The sequence below is a fragment of the Bdellovibrio sp. HCB337 genome (assembly GCF_047302465.1).
Taxonomy (GTDB): domain Bacteria; phylum Bdellovibrionota; class Bdellovibrionia; order Bdellovibrionales; family Bdellovibrionaceae; genus JACMRP01.
Genome location: NZ_CP178621.1, coordinates 2,668,180 through 2,681,592, shown reverse-complemented (window position 1 = coordinate 2,681,592; position 13,413 = coordinate 2,668,180). Strand labels below are relative to the sequence as shown.

Below are 13,413 nucleotides of genomic sequence, written 5' to 3'. Positions count from 1 at the left end.
ATGGATTTACAGCTTAAAAACAAAAAAGTCTTAGTTATGGGAGCCTCTACCGGTATCGGCAGATCTATTGCTGAAGTTCTAGTACAAGAGGGTGCCGAAGTTGCGATCTGTTCAAGAAGCCTTGATAAACTTCAAAAAACCGCAAAAGAAATCGGCGCAAAGCATGTATTCACTTGTGACCTCACAAAAGCAGGCGAGGGCAAATCCGTCGTCGAAAAAGCCATCAAAGAAATGGGTGGCGTAGATATCCTCGTAACAAACACAGGCGGCCCAAACAAAGGAAACTTCGCAGACGTTTCAGACAGCCAATGGCAAGAAGACTTCCAAAGCCTGTGGATGAGTGTTGTAGAATCCTTAAAGGCAGCCCTGCCGAAAATGAAAGAAAACAATTACGGACGTGTCTTGTTAGTAACATCACTAGCAGCAAAAGAGCCATTGAACGGTCTAACAACCTCAAACGGCTTGCGCGCAGGTCTTGCGGGCTTAAGCAAGTCAATCGCGAATGAATACGCCCCATTTGGAATTACAATTAACTTGTTACTACCAGGCTACACAGCCACAGATCGATTGAAAGAATTAAAACTGACAGACGAGAGAATCAAGCAAATGGTCCCAGCAGGGCGTTTGGGTGATCCAAGAGAGCTAGCGGACCTAGCAGCCTTCCTAGCATCACCAAGAGCGGGCTACATCACAGGTCAAAGCATTCTCATCGACGGCGGCGTCACCCGCGGATATTAGTTTAAGAGCAAAAAAATAGTATGATTGAACTTGTGGACAACTGGAAGACGATAAGACAAGTAAAGACTCGGCTTTTATTAAGTATGATTTTCTGGATATTATTCGGAGTTTTTGGCTCAAAATTTAATTCAGAATTAATACTAATATTGGGGCTTGTTCTGATTGCGTGTGTGTTTCTTTATTACTCTATTAAAGCTTTTAATCTTGAATGCCCAGGTTGTAAAAAGCCCTTTTTTACTGATAAATTTTCAGTAAACCCACTAACCTCGAGATGTCGTAGCTGTAGAATACTTATTGGTGATACGTTAGAGGACCATAAATAGTTATAATAAAAAAAGCCTGTGCATTTCTGACCAGGCTTTTTCTCAAAAACTAGTGATTTAATTTTCTCAGTCCCTGCTAACCAGCCTTCATAGCGGCGCCCGCTGCTGTTGTTTTCTGAACTTCTTTCTGGATAACTTGCGCTGTCTTATCACCCGCTGCCAGAGCGCGAAGTAAATCCTTCGGGCTGATGATACCCAAGACTCTGCACTTATCCATAGACACAATCACGCGCTTTATTGGGGAGCTCATCATAGCTTTCAAAACCACCGCCACAGAATCTTGAGGCTCGACGAAAACGGGTTGTTCGAGATGTTCCAAGGCGTGCGCTAATTTTTTAAACTTTTCGGGTTGAGCTTGGTGCATGACCATGAGACGAACTAAAACGAATTCGGTCAATTGACCAGCGATTTCACCAGTCACCATAGTTACGGGCATCGAAGTGATTTTTTTTGTGGTGAACACTTCGACAGCTTCTGTAATATCCGTCGCCGCTGGGAGGGTAACGACTTTGTCTGTCATAATTTCTTTTGCAATTGCCATGCTTTCTCCGAAGTAAATAGATATCTGTAGTATCAATTTCAATTTGGGCTCGGAGTTTGGTCAACGGCCAGAGTGAAAACGCGACTCGACCTTCGTGATTGAAAAATTCAAGAGAAATTCAAGTTGAAATTTTATGCATCCTCATAGACGGCGGCGTTACCCGCGGATATTAGTTTAAAATTAGGTGTAGGAATAAAAAAGCCTGTGCATTTCTGAACAGGCTTAGGCTTTATATAGTCTGCTTACAATCGACGTGGCGGCGGCATACAGAGATTGCCTGAACATCTTATTTCAAGCAGTTTTTAACAAAGTCAGCATTCTTCTGGTTGATTACTTTTAATGTTTCCTGAAATTTTATTTCATGCCGTCACGGCAGCTCATTTTAATTTCCACGTTACTCTGATCAAACGTCAAAACCGCCGTCGTCGTATCCTGAGGAGTCGATCCATCAGTGTGAACAGCAAAGTTAGGGGCGTAAGGATTCATTGCTGACTCTAGGCTAATGTAGCCAACCACCAATTTGCCATTCTCAACGACTTTTGTAAGTTCCGCATTTCGCACATCTGGAATCTCATCACTCTTTTGCAACATCAGCGTTGCATTCGAATCCGAGATATCTTTAATGATCACAAATGGCTTCGCGCCATTGATGCTTTTCTGAGCCTCACAGACAATACCTTTAACGCGAATGGGGGCATTATCTGTCCCGATATTTCCCGAACCCACATCTGTGCCGCCGGCAAAAGATGAGGATGCCGCCAATACTACAAGTGCGAATAAGTACTTTTTCATTTTAGTTCTCCTTTTAAAGTTTGTGTTGAAAGCTAGTAGAGCAACCGTTGTGCCAAAGGTTTATGACCCTTCTCTGTGCTGCTGGTGCTTACAAGCCGTTTAAGATTTGGTCGAGAAACACCCTTTGGAGCAAAGCTGTTCTAGCTGGGCGCAAAATGAACACAAAAGCAGTGGTTTACAAGAGGAAATTCATATGCTGAAATTTTTTGAATGACATTACCTGATATGAAAGCTCCACCCGACGTTAAAAAATATCTAGATGCAAACCAGTACCTTTTGGACTTCTATGCATTTCGGAAAAATCAAAGTGGAGACTTCACGTACGAAGTGTGGTCTAAAATTCTGGGGGTTTCTAGCAGATCGTATTTGCGCTCCGTTGTGGCGGGTAAAAGAAGTATTCCAGAGTTGTTAACGCAAAAGCTTGCCGACTTTCTTGAGTTAAACTACGAGGATAAAGAATACTTCTATCTTCTTGTGATTTATTCCCAGTGCCGTGAGCCGGAGCAAAAAAAGCTGTATGCCACTAAACTCATCGAACTATTGAAGCGAGCTGTCGACTATACGGTCGTCAGTCCTCAAGAAAACTTGCTGGCGAATCCTTTGATCGTCATTATTAGAAATATTCTCACATATACAGATATCAAGCGCGATCAAGAGATGCTGGTGCGCTTAACGGGTCAAACTAAGGAAGTCATCGCAGCAAGCCTCCAAGTCCTGTTGAACGCGGGACTTGTTGAAGCTGTGGGTGATGAGTGGTGGGCAACGCAAAAAATTCTAAAGTTTGAGGATCAGGCCCACAATCAAGCTCTTCTGCAATATCATGAAGAAAGCCTTAAGAAGGCCATTGCAAGCCAACATCGACCTGCGAGTGAAAGAAATTATCGAAGTATTACCCTCGGCTTAAACGAGCAAGAGTATCAAGACTATCTGAAGCAACAAGGCGCCTTTATTCAATCCATATTTTCGCAGTTTGATAACGACGCACTTTCAGATCGAAGAATGTATCAGATTAATTTAAATTTGATTCCATGGACAGAAGCCCCTTATTCAGTAAAAAATTCTGGTGACGGGGAGACTAATTCTCCGTCTTCGTAGTTGAAGGCCTCGGCGTTCCTCGCGCATATTAGGAAATATAGCTTTCTAAAAACTGCGCGATTTTCATTTGATGGGAATAGTCTTGTCCATCTTGTATTGCCCACATGGCGCTCAGGCACATGTGAACAAATGAAAACTCTAAAATTCTTTGAACTGGCAGCTTTAGTGAATCAGCAAACATGTTTGCTCGTTCGATACAAAGCTTTTCGTTTTCAGAGATTTCAGGAAAGTCCCAAGGATTTTTTAGAATGGTCGCGATCTCATAACATGGATCGCCGATAAACCCCTTAGGGTCAAAACAAACGTATTCGCCGTGTTTTCGTTTCATGACATTTTCATGGTGCAAATCTCCATGAAGAAGTACGACCTTGTTTTGAGTGCTTATTAGACTACGGGCAACTTCGACGGATTTTTGAAAAAGAGGTCTGTGTTTTTCAGGAGAACCCGTAAAATCGTACAATGTCTTGAACAGAGTTGAGAGTTCAGGGATGGAGTGATTTTTTGGCAGGGGACTAGAGTGAATTTTCTTAATTATATGTACGAAGATCTCGGTTGCCTTGGTTTCGTTCTTCGATTCCGAATAAAAATAAAGATTGGGCCCCTCAAGTCGTTCAATGAGCAAGGCTCCATCGTCGGAAGCCTTCAGCTCTACAGATCCATTCCCATTCCAGGCCGCTAAGACTGAGGAGCTCGCCTTTTCGTCAATTGCACCAGTTTCTGTGAAGATCTTCAGTATTAGGTCTTCATCTCTTGAAACTTCATAAATAAAACTTGTAGGTGTTGTAGCTACCAACTTCGGATCGGACAGGTTCCATAGAGTTAAATACTTTTCTAATTTGCTACCGATATTTTGCATCTTCTTAAAATACCGAGTTTATGCAATTTAGTCATAAGAATAAAAAAGCCTGTGCATTTCTGAACAGGCTTAGTATTGAAAACAAGGGATTTTTAAAAATCTAACCACTAAAAAAAATATTCTTATGGCACTATCCTGACTTTCAAGTAGCCTGACAGCGCGGCCTTAAGATCGTGGACTGTAGTTTTACTACCTTGTACATAATGTCTATAGCAGACAAGTAAAAGATCACCTTTCTTTTCCAATGGAAAGACAAAGCGATCTAATACATAATTTCCGACATAACTGGTGCCAAATTGAGGTCTAGATAATTCAAACTTCATTTGCCCCTTGATAATTTTGTCTCGGAGAACTGGTGTATGAGTTGGAAGAAAATAGCTTTGCAAACCACAAGAAAAGTCATACAGATTATTGGCAAACTGACTCGACAATAGCTCCTCTCCTCTAACAAGGTACTTCCGCTCTACCAGGTTTACAGATTGATCGAATATGATTCTCGCAACCCCCTCAGGATTTTCAATTTCGAAGTCAAAGCTTAAGTCCTTCAGTTTAACATCACCTAACTCATATGAATCAAATCCACTTTGATCTAGATTCATGTTTTCTTTTGCGTTCGCACACGCAAGATTGATCATCAATAAAAAAGCAGTTAAGGCATATTTCATAGAAGAGTCCTATTTCAAAGAGAATTTGTTTGAAAACATGTAACACAAAATTTTGTGTCCATCAACTCGGGGCTGACCAGACAACCTAGACAGCAAAAATTATCTGTAAATTGGCTGCTCAATAACCCAATGCTTTTCGAACAGCACACAGACAAAAACTCACAGAGTTTTTGCACTGATGCCAAATACACAAAAGTCGCTGCAAACTTGCAGCGACTCATCCATTCTCTATCAATTGACAAAATACTTAGTGTTGTTATCATCAATGCTGACCGGAGACTTCCAAAATGAATAGTTTTTTGATCTATACGTTTTTTAATAGTTCAATTTTTATAAGCACGTCTGTTTTTGCAAACGAATCAGGTACGGACACCAAAGCCACTTTGAAAAAAACTATCGAAGAAGGTGGAATAACAACCTATTTGGTCTTATTGCTGGCTATATTCGGCCTCTTTTACCTTATCAATACTCTCAAAAAAAAGAGATAGCCCCCAGAAGTATAGCTTTTCTATTTTCTCATCCGCGAAGCTCTGCACCGTGATTCCGAATACACTCGCTGGGTGTGATCCTGCAAGTTAGTACCGAGACAAGAACACAGTTTCGCGTTCCCACCATACTGTACCAGCCGCGCCGATGTATTCTTTGCCTTTATAGTTTAGACGAGCGCAATTGTTGGTCACTGTGCCAACGGCGTCGCCAATTTGTCGATAGTCGGGCAGAGTCATCATTGTAAATCTTCCGCCAACCTCATCAACAGGTTCGCCCACCATGTCAAAGGAAAGAACAACACCCTTATCGGACGAGCCAGGGGCATTGGTTGATAGCTTGATGGAAATACCTTGAGGAGCCCGTGCGAATCTGATGGTGCCCGTATTTGGAGCCATCACTGATTTTATAAAGCGAAGCTCGTCAGGGTACGTAATTTTATTTTTAATAAATTTCCACTCCGAACAACCCTTAAAAACATCGCACGTTCGCTCACGCGTATAAATATTGAGTGTCGAGAGTGCGATGTGATCTTTTCCTGCGGGGATCAAATTAGTCACATTTTGCATCGTCATTTGAGGTCCCAGGCAACTTTTCGAATCAAATGGGTTCTCCACTTTGCCTGCTGGGGGCTTTACCACCAACTTTTTGACGATCTGACTTTCAAGGTATCCGCTGATTTGGTTTGAAATCTCGTAGTGCGAGGTTTCACCTGTGTTGACCTCAAAACCAGCAAGCCCAGCGTACTCATGATGAACCAAAACATACTGATCGGATTCTGGCGTCGTCATGAAGCGATCTCTGTTGCAGAGGATGCGTGATGTGCCATTTGCTTCGACAAAGTTCTTACAAGTTTTCTCGGCGTTGCCGACGAAGACCTTTTCATCGATACAACTCACCTTGGCCGCTTGAATCTTATCAAGCATATAGATGTTGTACTTCTCATGAGAAATTTCAGGAGGTAATTGAAGGTAGGCTGATCCACCCTTAGCAATCCAGGCCGTCAAATCATCTTGTACAGTTTTAAAGCGATATTCACACATATCGCCGCCATTGCCGTGATCGTAACCGCCACCGCCATCACTAGCCTGGGCGTGTGGTGCAGTTGCAAAAAGAAGAGCAACGAGTGAATAAAGAATCCTAATCATTTTGAAATCTCCGCAGTTTTCTTATGAGTAAGAGGGAATAATTGAATATTAAGTCTAAAAACTTCGTCAGCTTCACCTTGCTCAAGAATCTCGGAAAGCTCTTGGCGAAATTGCTGAATCAATTCTTTGGCTTTGGGTAAATTCTTAGAGGAAATCGCTATGGTCGTTCCGGTGATGTCACGTTCATTAACAGAGAACTCCGTTAAGGCACGTTTTGCTTTTTCGATGTACTGTGCATGAGCTTCGCGTAAGGCCGGACTTGGAATTCCACGAGAAGTAATGAAACTTTTGTGAGTCACTTTAAGCTGACCGCCATCACGAGAGATAAGCCCTGCACTTTCTAAATTTGTCAGAGCACGAAGGACCTTCGCTTGAGGCAAACGTAGCGCCTTTGCCATGTCTCCAGGAGCTTTCTTGGCTTTACGCAGGTGCAGGTAAGACAAGATCGCGTAGTGTTCCCAGTCCTTGATAATGTTCAGAACCTCTTCGTCGATGACAGGCGGTTTTTCGGACTCCACAGGGGCTGGTGTCATCAAGTCTGAAAGAATCTTCTTTTTATCTGCAGCAGAGAGTGGAAGCTTCTTCATGATGTGCGTAAGCACCTTGGCACCCACGGTGCGGCGCTGATTAAGAATACTTGAGAGTGTTCCCGAGTGGATTTCTAAATCTCTCGCAAAGGCTCTCAGCGAATAATTGGGGTTAGCCTTAGTACGGCGTTCAAATTCTTGAAGAAGATATTGTTGTAACATGGAAACGGTATTACCCGCTGTGGACAAGGGATTGTCAACCACAACGTGCTGCAAAAAAATCAGTGGTGCTGCATTTTTGCAGCGCTCGTGGTGATCGAAACGAAAAAAAAGGCTGTGAGATCATCACAGCCTTTTGGTTTAATCACCCATAGTCATTATATCTGCTAGGTGGTGTATTTTTATTTTCTCAGGCGCTGCCTTTTTGCTTTTCGCAGCTGTTGGGATGCGCACTTGCTCGGCAGGGAGTTTATCCTCTACCAAACCCAACTGATCCATAATTTCAATCTGACCTGACATTGAAGGTATTTTGTCCAGACGATCTTCCGCAAAGCTGACGCTTGTAATTAGAAGAGCGAGCAGGATCAAGGTTCCGATTCTCATAACTACCCCCTTAGGGCTGAATCCACGTACTTACATGAGAAAGATTTCGCCATCTTTATATATAAGACGTGTTTCGAACCCAATTCCTCTCGCCCCAAGGTGGGATAGAAAGTGACTCTTTCTGAGACACTTTCTTGGCTCAAGTTAGGGCTAGTAGTTATCCGAAGATACGGACTCTGTTAAAGAGATATCAGCTTTGATATAGCCATCGCAGAATCCTTCGTTGCAGTTTGCACGTTGTTTTTTGTCAGCCGAGAACGCTGCTGTCGCGTCGATTCTTTGAGTCACTGTCACCATGCCTTGCTCCTCACGATATTCGGTGTAGCTAACTTCGTAGATGCCGGCGGAAGTTCTTTTCGCTTTGACGTTGGAGTAGGCTTGATTGGTGATTAAGTAAGCGGCACTCAGGTTGCCCATTTCAGCCATGCTGTTATAGCCCAAGTAAACGGAATAGCGAGGGCTTACATCTGTGCTTAAGCCATGGTCTACAACGACGATGCTGATTTTCTTTTTAACAACATTGTCGTCAGAATCAGCTAAGCGAATTGTTTGATCGATAGTAGCAGGGCTAATTTTCTCTTTTGTTGGCGCAACAGATTTTGCATGAGCGGCAACAGTCATCATTAGGGCAGTAGTGAAAAGTACGAATTTGTTCATTGGAATCTCCTTGGATTTGTTGTTTTCAATGCCCCGGAAGATACCTAAAGAAAAAAATAAGTGTTGTGAAATCTTAGAAATGAACCTGAATATTGGTGACCAATGGTCACCATGATATATTGATTGAGTAAAAAAGAAAAAACCCAGGGAGTGAGCCCTGGGTCTGGTGTTTTTTAGTAACGGGGAGGACGATCTCTGTCGTCATAGCCCCCGTGGTGTCCACCATAGTGGCCACCGTGGATCGGGTAGCAAGTACCTTCGTCACTGTCGTAGTCAAATTCAAGGTCTCTGACTTTGCCTGTTGCAAGGACTCGGTTTTGGATATCGACAATGTCGATTCTCAAGTCATAAGCAGTCGTCTGAGAAGTTCTTTCAACACGACGCTCGCCTGGTTCTGTGATCGTGATGTATTCACATTTTTCTTCTTTAGTTTCACGATCCCAGCGGCATTGTCTTTCTGAGTGAATATAGTCACAACGTTCAACACTGCTGTGGTGGCTAGGTTCGTCAGTATCGATACTCTCGAGGGCGAATTTGATAGCAGCATTTTGGCCAGATTGAGAAGCTAAGATTTGCACTTTTGTGAAATCACGAAGCTCTCTAATTTTTAGATCTTTCAAGTCACTGCTGATTTTGAATGCAGCAGATTTGCCACTATCAGTATTGACCAAAAGGAAGTTGCCGGTCTTTTTGTCGGCTTTTAAAGTCAAACTAGAGATTTCCTCACGTACGTCTGCAGGCTGTTCTGGAGCTAAAATGAGACCGATTGTATTTAACGGTGACAAATACGGAGCGCAACGTGGAGTTTTTTGAATTAGTGCAGTCTCAGCAGAAGTTAAACTGCGCTTTTGTTGCAAGAGTTTGATCGAGATATCTGAGACTTTAATGAAAAGATCGATATCCGTTTTTTTACCAGTGCCTTCACAAATTGAATAGTTGGCATTTTTCTCTGGTGGTAGATATTTAAGGTTACTTCCAACTTGGCTATTGTATGTCGAAAACTTTAGAACGCTCCCATCGGTTGCGCGCAAATTAAAGTTAGCGACAACTTTTGAATCATAAACATTTTGATTTTCGATTTTAGGTAGTCCGCGGCTCATCCCCATGGCGGTTGCAGAGAATAGAGTAGATAAAGCCAATAGACTGAGTAGTTTTACTTTCATGAATCCCTCCCATCAAGGTTCGGAAAGGTCCTTTAGCAAGGCCCGGGCCAATCTTGGCGGTGTCAAAAGGGGCCTGCGGAACCAGGAGAGGGATGTTTCCAAGAAAAGACTTGTGCGCGGGGTCGGGCGTGCTAAAGAAGTGGGCTATAAACAACAGCTTTGTCTTTTTAATAAGGAGCTTCTATGAAATCCCTCGTCTTGGGCCTTCTTCTATTTTCTCAATACGCTCTAGCTGGCGATATCTTTGCTAAGGTAACCCCCGAGCAACCTGTTTGCTACGGCCGCGAATACAGCACCGCTCACTTAAAGTCAGCGCCAAAGCAAACCGTTCAAAAGTTTCAGGCAAAACTTGAAAAGAACAACGACGGTACAAAAATTATGAGCGTCGAGGTGACTCTTAAAGGCCATAAACATCAATTCACTAACTATCGCGCGTACTTTGTTTGTGAAGACAATAACCGTTGCTACATCGAGTGCGATGGTGGGTCGGTTCAATTGAGTAAGGCAAATGATGGCAGACTTGCGATTGAAAACAACAACTTCGTTCTTGAAGGCGGCTGCGACGGCGATGGCGAGACTGAAACTCGTATCCTAGAAGCAATTGCTGGCGGAGACGACAAGTTTTTGCTTACAGAGCTTCCTGCTCCATTCTGCCAAAATGTCAGCGAATAACTCGAGCATAGCAGGCCATTTCTGAAGGTCCTTGGTCCTGAAAAGCGACCAACGACCAGCGACATTTCCTTAAATCCGTCCTTTATCGAAAGCCACGTTATGTCGATAACATAACGTGGTTTTTCTTAAGAGTTTTCTCATTTTAGCTCTGCTTGTTTTTCAAACCTCGCTTGCGTGGTCTGCACCCGCCGAGGAGTTGGCTATTTTGAAAGAGCAGTTGCAAAAAGACGTCGGGCAGAAATCCTGCGCTTCTATCGTGCCGCTAGCAAACTCCGTTTACGAAAAAGATTCTAGTGATCTTCTAGCATTGCAAACCATCGTCAAATGCATGCGTTCAGAGCAGAACATTGACCACTATGCATTACAGGCTAAAGAGATCTTTGAAGACTCTAAAATCCTTTCGATTGTTCCAAAACTTTTAGAAGTGGCCCAAGTCAAAGACCTTGTTCCTATCTTACGAGAAGTGGAAGTCAAGAAAGACAAAAGCATCAGCGATTACCTGATGATCAATCAAATCTACGAACGCCTTGGCGAGCCTGAGAAACAAATCGAAGCTTTGCAAGGTGCGATTCAAGCTGCACCCAACGATCCACGTCCATTGTTGTTGTTGGCAGCAAAACATTTTGAAACTGGCCATCAAGATAAAAATGAAAACCTGTTCAATACCTATTTTGACCAAGCTGAAACCGGACAGAAGAAGCTGTACCTAATGGCCTATGTGTTGGCATTGGCTTACCCACTGGCACTCAGCTTGGGGTTAGTGTTTATCATTTGGTGTTTTGCTTTGATTCTTGGTTATCGCAAAATCGAGGCTTTGAACGATTGGCATGACTTAAAAATATGGACACCACTGCTTGTGCTTTTTGTACCGCCGTTGTTAGCGCTTCGCTTTTGGCAGACGGGGAAGGCTTTGCCGCTAGGGGCCTTGTTGCTCTTCATGGCGATCCAAGTGTTTTTCTTATTTGATCCGATTCTTTCTAAAATCTACGGTCCGGTTTTGCGCTTTATTGGAAAAATATTTTACTTTGTCTTTAGTGGGACTATCCTTGCGAAAAAGCTTGCGACGTTCTCTCCGGGAACGCGCTTTTTGATTGCGTTTACGACTTTGCTTTTCGTGGGGACTATCGCGCCAACGATTGAAGAAGCCGACATCAGATACGGTCTGTTGATCTTCTCGTCCTTCTTACTGTATGCGACGATTGGTTCTTTGATGATTAGCTTCTTGCGCTCGCGCAAAAGTCTTGTGGCATCTTTGCGTTGGATTGGCCTTGCTGCGACCATTCCGTTTTTGATTTCTTACGTGGTTTCAAGCTGGAGTAATTTGGGGGCGCCACTTCTGTATGGCCAAATGCCTTCTTCCTCTGCGATCTCAAGCCTTGAAAGCTATTTGGTATTCTGGGGGATTTCATTCTTCTTGGCGTTGCATCTTGGAAAAATCATCGCTCATGCATTTATTGAACCTATTACTGAAATCGTAGATAAAGTGGCCCTTATCGAAAAAGGCCAATTCGATGCCAAAGTAAAAGTCTTCTCGAAAGACGAAATCGGCGGACTTGGTCATGCCATTAATCGTATGGGTGTTGGGCTAGAACGCCGTGAGAAAGTCGAAAAGACTTTCCGTAAGTACGTTGATTCGCAAATCGCAGAAAAAATATTGGACGGCAATGAGTCTGACGTTCGTGTTGAAGGTACGAATGTGAATGCGGTGATTATGTTCGCAGACATTCGTGGATTTACATCACTCGCAGAAAAGACGACACCAGAAGAGATTGTTAAACTATTGAATCAATTCTTTGAGCGTATGGTGAAAATCGTGAAGTCCCACGGCGGCGTTATCGATAAGTTCATCGGTGACAATATGATGGTCGTGTGGGGAGTTCCGCATCCTATTGCTGAAGCAGAAAAGAGAGCCGTGACGGCAGCCCTTGCCATGCTTGAAGAGATGGCTCGCTGGAATAAAGAGCTTGAAAGCAATGGTTATTCAGAAATCGGCATTGGCATCGGAATCAATACAGGTCCTATGATCGCGGGAAGTCTCGGCAGCCCAGATCACATGGAGTACACTGTGATTGGTGACACCGTTAACACCGCTCAAAGAGCCGAGTCTATTGCAAAGAAGCAACAGCTGATTGTCACAGATGTGATGTATGAAAAAATCAAAGACATCGTTATGGCCACTTCGCTAGAGCCTATCAAAGTTAAAGGTAAAGAAAACTTGCAAGTCTGGTGGTCAGTCACAGGATTGTCGAAGTGATGCCTAAGAATTTTCCTTTTATCTTTACGACAATAGCATTCTTACTTTTAGAGAAACCGGCACAGGCTCATCCAACTATGGGCGTTGATATCGCCAATGCCGCGTTGGAGTCTCTGATTTTGTCGGCACCGTTTCCAAGCCTCGATGGGGGGCAAAATGAAGTGACTCCACAGTATGGGACGATTCAAACCGAACTTATAAATAAGCCAGGCGTGACGGACACTACGACTCCTGTTGCAAACTATTCAGGAGTTTCAAAGGGCCAGAGTGCAGGCTTTGGGCTGACATTTCCCTCGAAAAAAGATCTTAGTTACTTTTTCTACGTAACCGGTTCTTCTCAAACTGGTGAATTTAATATCACTTATGATTCGGCTGCGACAGTTCGTTACACGGATTTCAAAGCTAGTGGAGCCGCCGCTTTTGCAGCAGCTCAATATCGGTTAGTGGGTGACGCCAAATCCACATTCGCCCTTGGCGTTTTTGGGGGACCTGGATACTACTCATTTCAATCAAGCCTCAATTACGATCAAGTGGGATCGGGGCCGACACCTAGTGATGTGAAATTCGATCCGTCAGGCATAGGTGTCTTGACGGGTTTACAAATGGTTTTCCGCGTAGGTAAATTCCGCATTAATCCCTATTTCTTAGTTTTTAACGGTATTGGTGACGCCTGCCACAAGGTAAGTTTGACAGGTGGTCAGTTGGGTGACAGCAGCTTTAAATGTGGTGGCAATGACGGATATGCAGCAGTACCACCAGGCTTTGGCGGCTTAGGCCTTGCGCTAGGATATCAGGCGCTCCGCTTCAACGTCTGGTCCTTTCAGCCCGCGAATGACATAAGACCCCTCAAGGTGACGTCTTATACAGTGTCTTACGGCTTCGAGTTTTAGGGC

General features: G+C 43.6%; 14 protein-coding genes. 5 read left to right on the top strand and 9 right to left on the bottom strand.

Annotated features, from left to right (window positions below):
• The gene (locus tag ACLWBB_RS12920) at nucleotides 1–738 is read left to right on the top strand and encodes an SDR family oxidoreductase (protein WP_413287943.1); all 738 of its coding nucleotides are present in this window, start codon (nucleotides 1–3) and stop codon (nucleotides 736–738) included.
• A gap of 399 nt (nucleotides 739–1,137) precedes the next feature.
• On the opposite strand, the gene ACLWBB_RS12915 is transcribed toward ACLWBB_RS12920, so the two are convergent.
• Both ACLWBB_RS12915 and ACLWBB_RS12910 read right to left on the bottom strand, forming a co-directional pair.
• Nucleotides 1,138–1,602, bottom strand: coding sequence for an HPP family protein (locus tag ACLWBB_RS12915; RefSeq protein ID WP_413287941.1), 465 nt, complete (start codon nucleotides 1,600–1,602; stop codon nucleotides 1,138–1,140).
• A gap of 354 nt (nucleotides 1,603–1,956) precedes the next feature.
• Nucleotides 1,957–2,394: a hypothetical protein gene (locus tag ACLWBB_RS12910; protein ID WP_413287940.1), complete on the bottom strand. Its 438-nt coding sequence runs from the start codon at nucleotides 2,392–2,394 to the stop codon at nucleotides 1,957–1,959.
• Between the two features lie 210 nt (nucleotides 2,395–2,604).
• On the opposite strand from ACLWBB_RS12910, the gene ACLWBB_RS12905 reads away from it, so the two are divergent.
• Nucleotides 2,605–3,489, top strand: coding sequence for a TIGR02147 family protein (locus ACLWBB_RS12905; protein ID WP_413287939.1), 885 nt, complete (start codon nucleotides 2,605–2,607; stop codon nucleotides 3,487–3,489).
• A gap of 28 nt (nucleotides 3,490–3,517) precedes the next feature.
• Here the strand turns inward: ACLWBB_RS12905 and ACLWBB_RS12900 are convergent, their stop codons facing one another.
• The 7 genes from ACLWBB_RS12900 to ACLWBB_RS12870 form a co-directional block, all read right to left on the bottom strand.
• The gene (locus ACLWBB_RS12900) at nucleotides 3,518–4,345 is read right to left on the bottom strand and encodes an aminoglycoside phosphotransferase family protein (RefSeq protein WP_413287938.1); all 828 of its coding nucleotides are present in this window, start codon (nucleotides 4,343–4,345) and stop codon (nucleotides 3,518–3,520) included.
• A 122-nt stretch (nucleotides 4,346–4,467) separates the two neighbouring features.
• Nucleotides 4,468–5,010, bottom strand: coding sequence for a hypothetical protein (locus ACLWBB_RS12895; RefSeq protein ID WP_413287937.1), 543 nt, complete (start codon nucleotides 5,008–5,010; stop codon nucleotides 4,468–4,470).
• 575 nt (nucleotides 5,011–5,585) lie between these two features.
• The gene (locus ACLWBB_RS12890) at nucleotides 5,586–6,644 is read right to left on the bottom strand and encodes a hypothetical protein (RefSeq protein ID WP_413287936.1); all 1,059 of its coding nucleotides are present in this window, start codon (nucleotides 6,642–6,644) and stop codon (nucleotides 5,586–5,588) included.
• Nucleotides 6,641–7,393: a DUF4423 domain-containing protein gene (locus ACLWBB_RS12885; RefSeq protein WP_413287935.1), complete on the bottom strand. Its 753-nt coding sequence runs from the start codon at nucleotides 7,391–7,393 to the stop codon at nucleotides 6,641–6,643. The genes ACLWBB_RS12890 and ACLWBB_RS12885 overlap by 4 nt, the downstream gene beginning before the upstream one ends.
• Before the next feature lie 138 nt (nucleotides 7,394–7,531).
• Nucleotides 7,532–7,774 carry a hypothetical protein gene (locus ACLWBB_RS12880; protein WP_413287934.1) on the bottom strand — a complete coding sequence of 81 codons (243 nt, stop codon included), beginning with the start codon at nucleotides 7,772–7,774 and terminating at the stop codon, nucleotides 7,532–7,534.
• Nucleotides 7,775–7,924: 150 nt separating this feature from the next.
• On the bottom strand, nucleotides 7,925–8,431 hold the full coding sequence (locus ACLWBB_RS12875; protein ID WP_413287933.1) for a hypothetical protein: 507 nt from the start codon (nucleotides 8,429–8,431) through the stop codon (nucleotides 7,925–7,927).
• Nucleotides 8,432–8,604: 173 nt separating this feature from the next.
• The gene (locus ACLWBB_RS12870) at nucleotides 8,605–9,594 is read right to left on the bottom strand and encodes a hypothetical protein (RefSeq protein ID WP_413287932.1); all 990 of its coding nucleotides are present in this window, start codon (nucleotides 9,592–9,594) and stop codon (nucleotides 8,605–8,607) included.
• Between the two features lie 183 nt (nucleotides 9,595–9,777).
• Between ACLWBB_RS12870 and ACLWBB_RS12865 the strand changes: the two genes are divergently transcribed.
• The 3 genes from ACLWBB_RS12865 to ACLWBB_RS12855 all read left to right on the top strand — a co-directional run bounded on the left by ACLWBB_RS12865 (nucleotide 9,778) and on the right by ACLWBB_RS12855 (nucleotide 13,410).
• The gene (locus tag ACLWBB_RS12865; RefSeq protein WP_413287931.1) at nucleotides 9,778–10,266 is read left to right on the top strand and encodes a hypothetical protein; all 489 of its coding nucleotides are present in this window, start codon (nucleotides 9,778–9,780) and stop codon (nucleotides 10,264–10,266) included.
• Nucleotides 10,267–10,471: 205 nt separating this feature from the next.
• A complete protein-coding gene (locus ACLWBB_RS12860; protein WP_413287930.1) occupies nucleotides 10,472–12,520 on the top strand; it encodes an adenylate/guanylate cyclase domain-containing protein in 2,049 nt (682 codons plus the stop codon).
• Nucleotides 12,520–13,410: a hypothetical protein gene (locus ACLWBB_RS12855; RefSeq protein WP_413287929.1), complete on the top strand. Its 891-nt coding sequence runs from the start codon at nucleotides 12,520–12,522 to the stop codon at nucleotides 13,408–13,410. Before ACLWBB_RS12860 ends, ACLWBB_RS12855 begins: the two co-directional genes overlap by 1 nt.
• Nucleotides 13,411–13,413: the final 3 nt, after the last annotated feature.

Excerpts from the sequence above, each read along its gene's own strand:
- ACLWBB_RS12920 (WP_413287943.1), top strand. The coding sequence starts at position 1 with ATGGATTTACAGCTTAAAAACAAAAAAGTCTTAGTTATGGGAGCCTCT.
- ACLWBB_RS12915 (WP_413287941.1), bottom strand. The coding sequence starts at position 1,602 with ATGGCAATTGCAAAAGAAATTATGACAGACAAAGTCGTTACCCTCCCA.
- ACLWBB_RS12910 (WP_413287940.1), bottom strand. The coding sequence starts at position 2,394 with ATGAAAAAGTACTTATTCGCACTTGTAGTATTGGCGGCATCCTCATCT.
- ACLWBB_RS12905 (WP_413287939.1), top strand. The coding sequence starts at position 2,605 with ATGACATTACCTGATATGAAAGCTCCACCCGACGTTAAAAAATATCTA.
- ACLWBB_RS12900 (WP_413287938.1), bottom strand. The coding sequence starts at position 4,345 with ATGCAAAATATCGGTAGCAAATTAGAAAAGTATTTAACTCTATGGAAC.
- ACLWBB_RS12895 (WP_413287937.1), bottom strand. The coding sequence starts at position 5,010 with ATGAAATATGCCTTAACTGCTTTTTTATTGATGATCAATCTTGCGTGT.
- ACLWBB_RS12890 (WP_413287936.1), bottom strand. The coding sequence starts at position 6,644 with ATGATTAGGATTCTTTATTCACTCGTTGCTCTTCTTTTTGCAACTGCA.
- ACLWBB_RS12885 (WP_413287935.1), bottom strand. The coding sequence starts at position 7,393 with ATGTTACAACAATATCTTCTTCAAGAATTTGAACGCCGTACTAAGGCT.
- ACLWBB_RS12880 (WP_413287934.1), bottom strand. The coding sequence starts at position 7,774 with ATGAGAATCGGAACCTTGATCCTGCTCGCTCTTCTAATTACAAGCGTC.
- ACLWBB_RS12875 (WP_413287933.1), bottom strand. The coding sequence starts at position 8,431 with ATGAACAAATTCGTACTTTTCACTACTGCCCTAATGATGACTGTTGCC.
- ACLWBB_RS12870 (WP_413287932.1), bottom strand. The coding sequence starts at position 9,594 with ATGAAAGTAAAACTACTCAGTCTATTGGCTTTATCTACTCTATTCTCT.
- ACLWBB_RS12865 (WP_413287931.1), top strand. The coding sequence starts at position 9,778 with ATGAAATCCCTCGTCTTGGGCCTTCTTCTATTTTCTCAATACGCTCTA.
- ACLWBB_RS12855 (WP_413287929.1), top strand. The coding sequence starts at position 12,520 with ATGCCTAAGAATTTTCCTTTTATCTTTACGACAATAGCATTCTTACTT.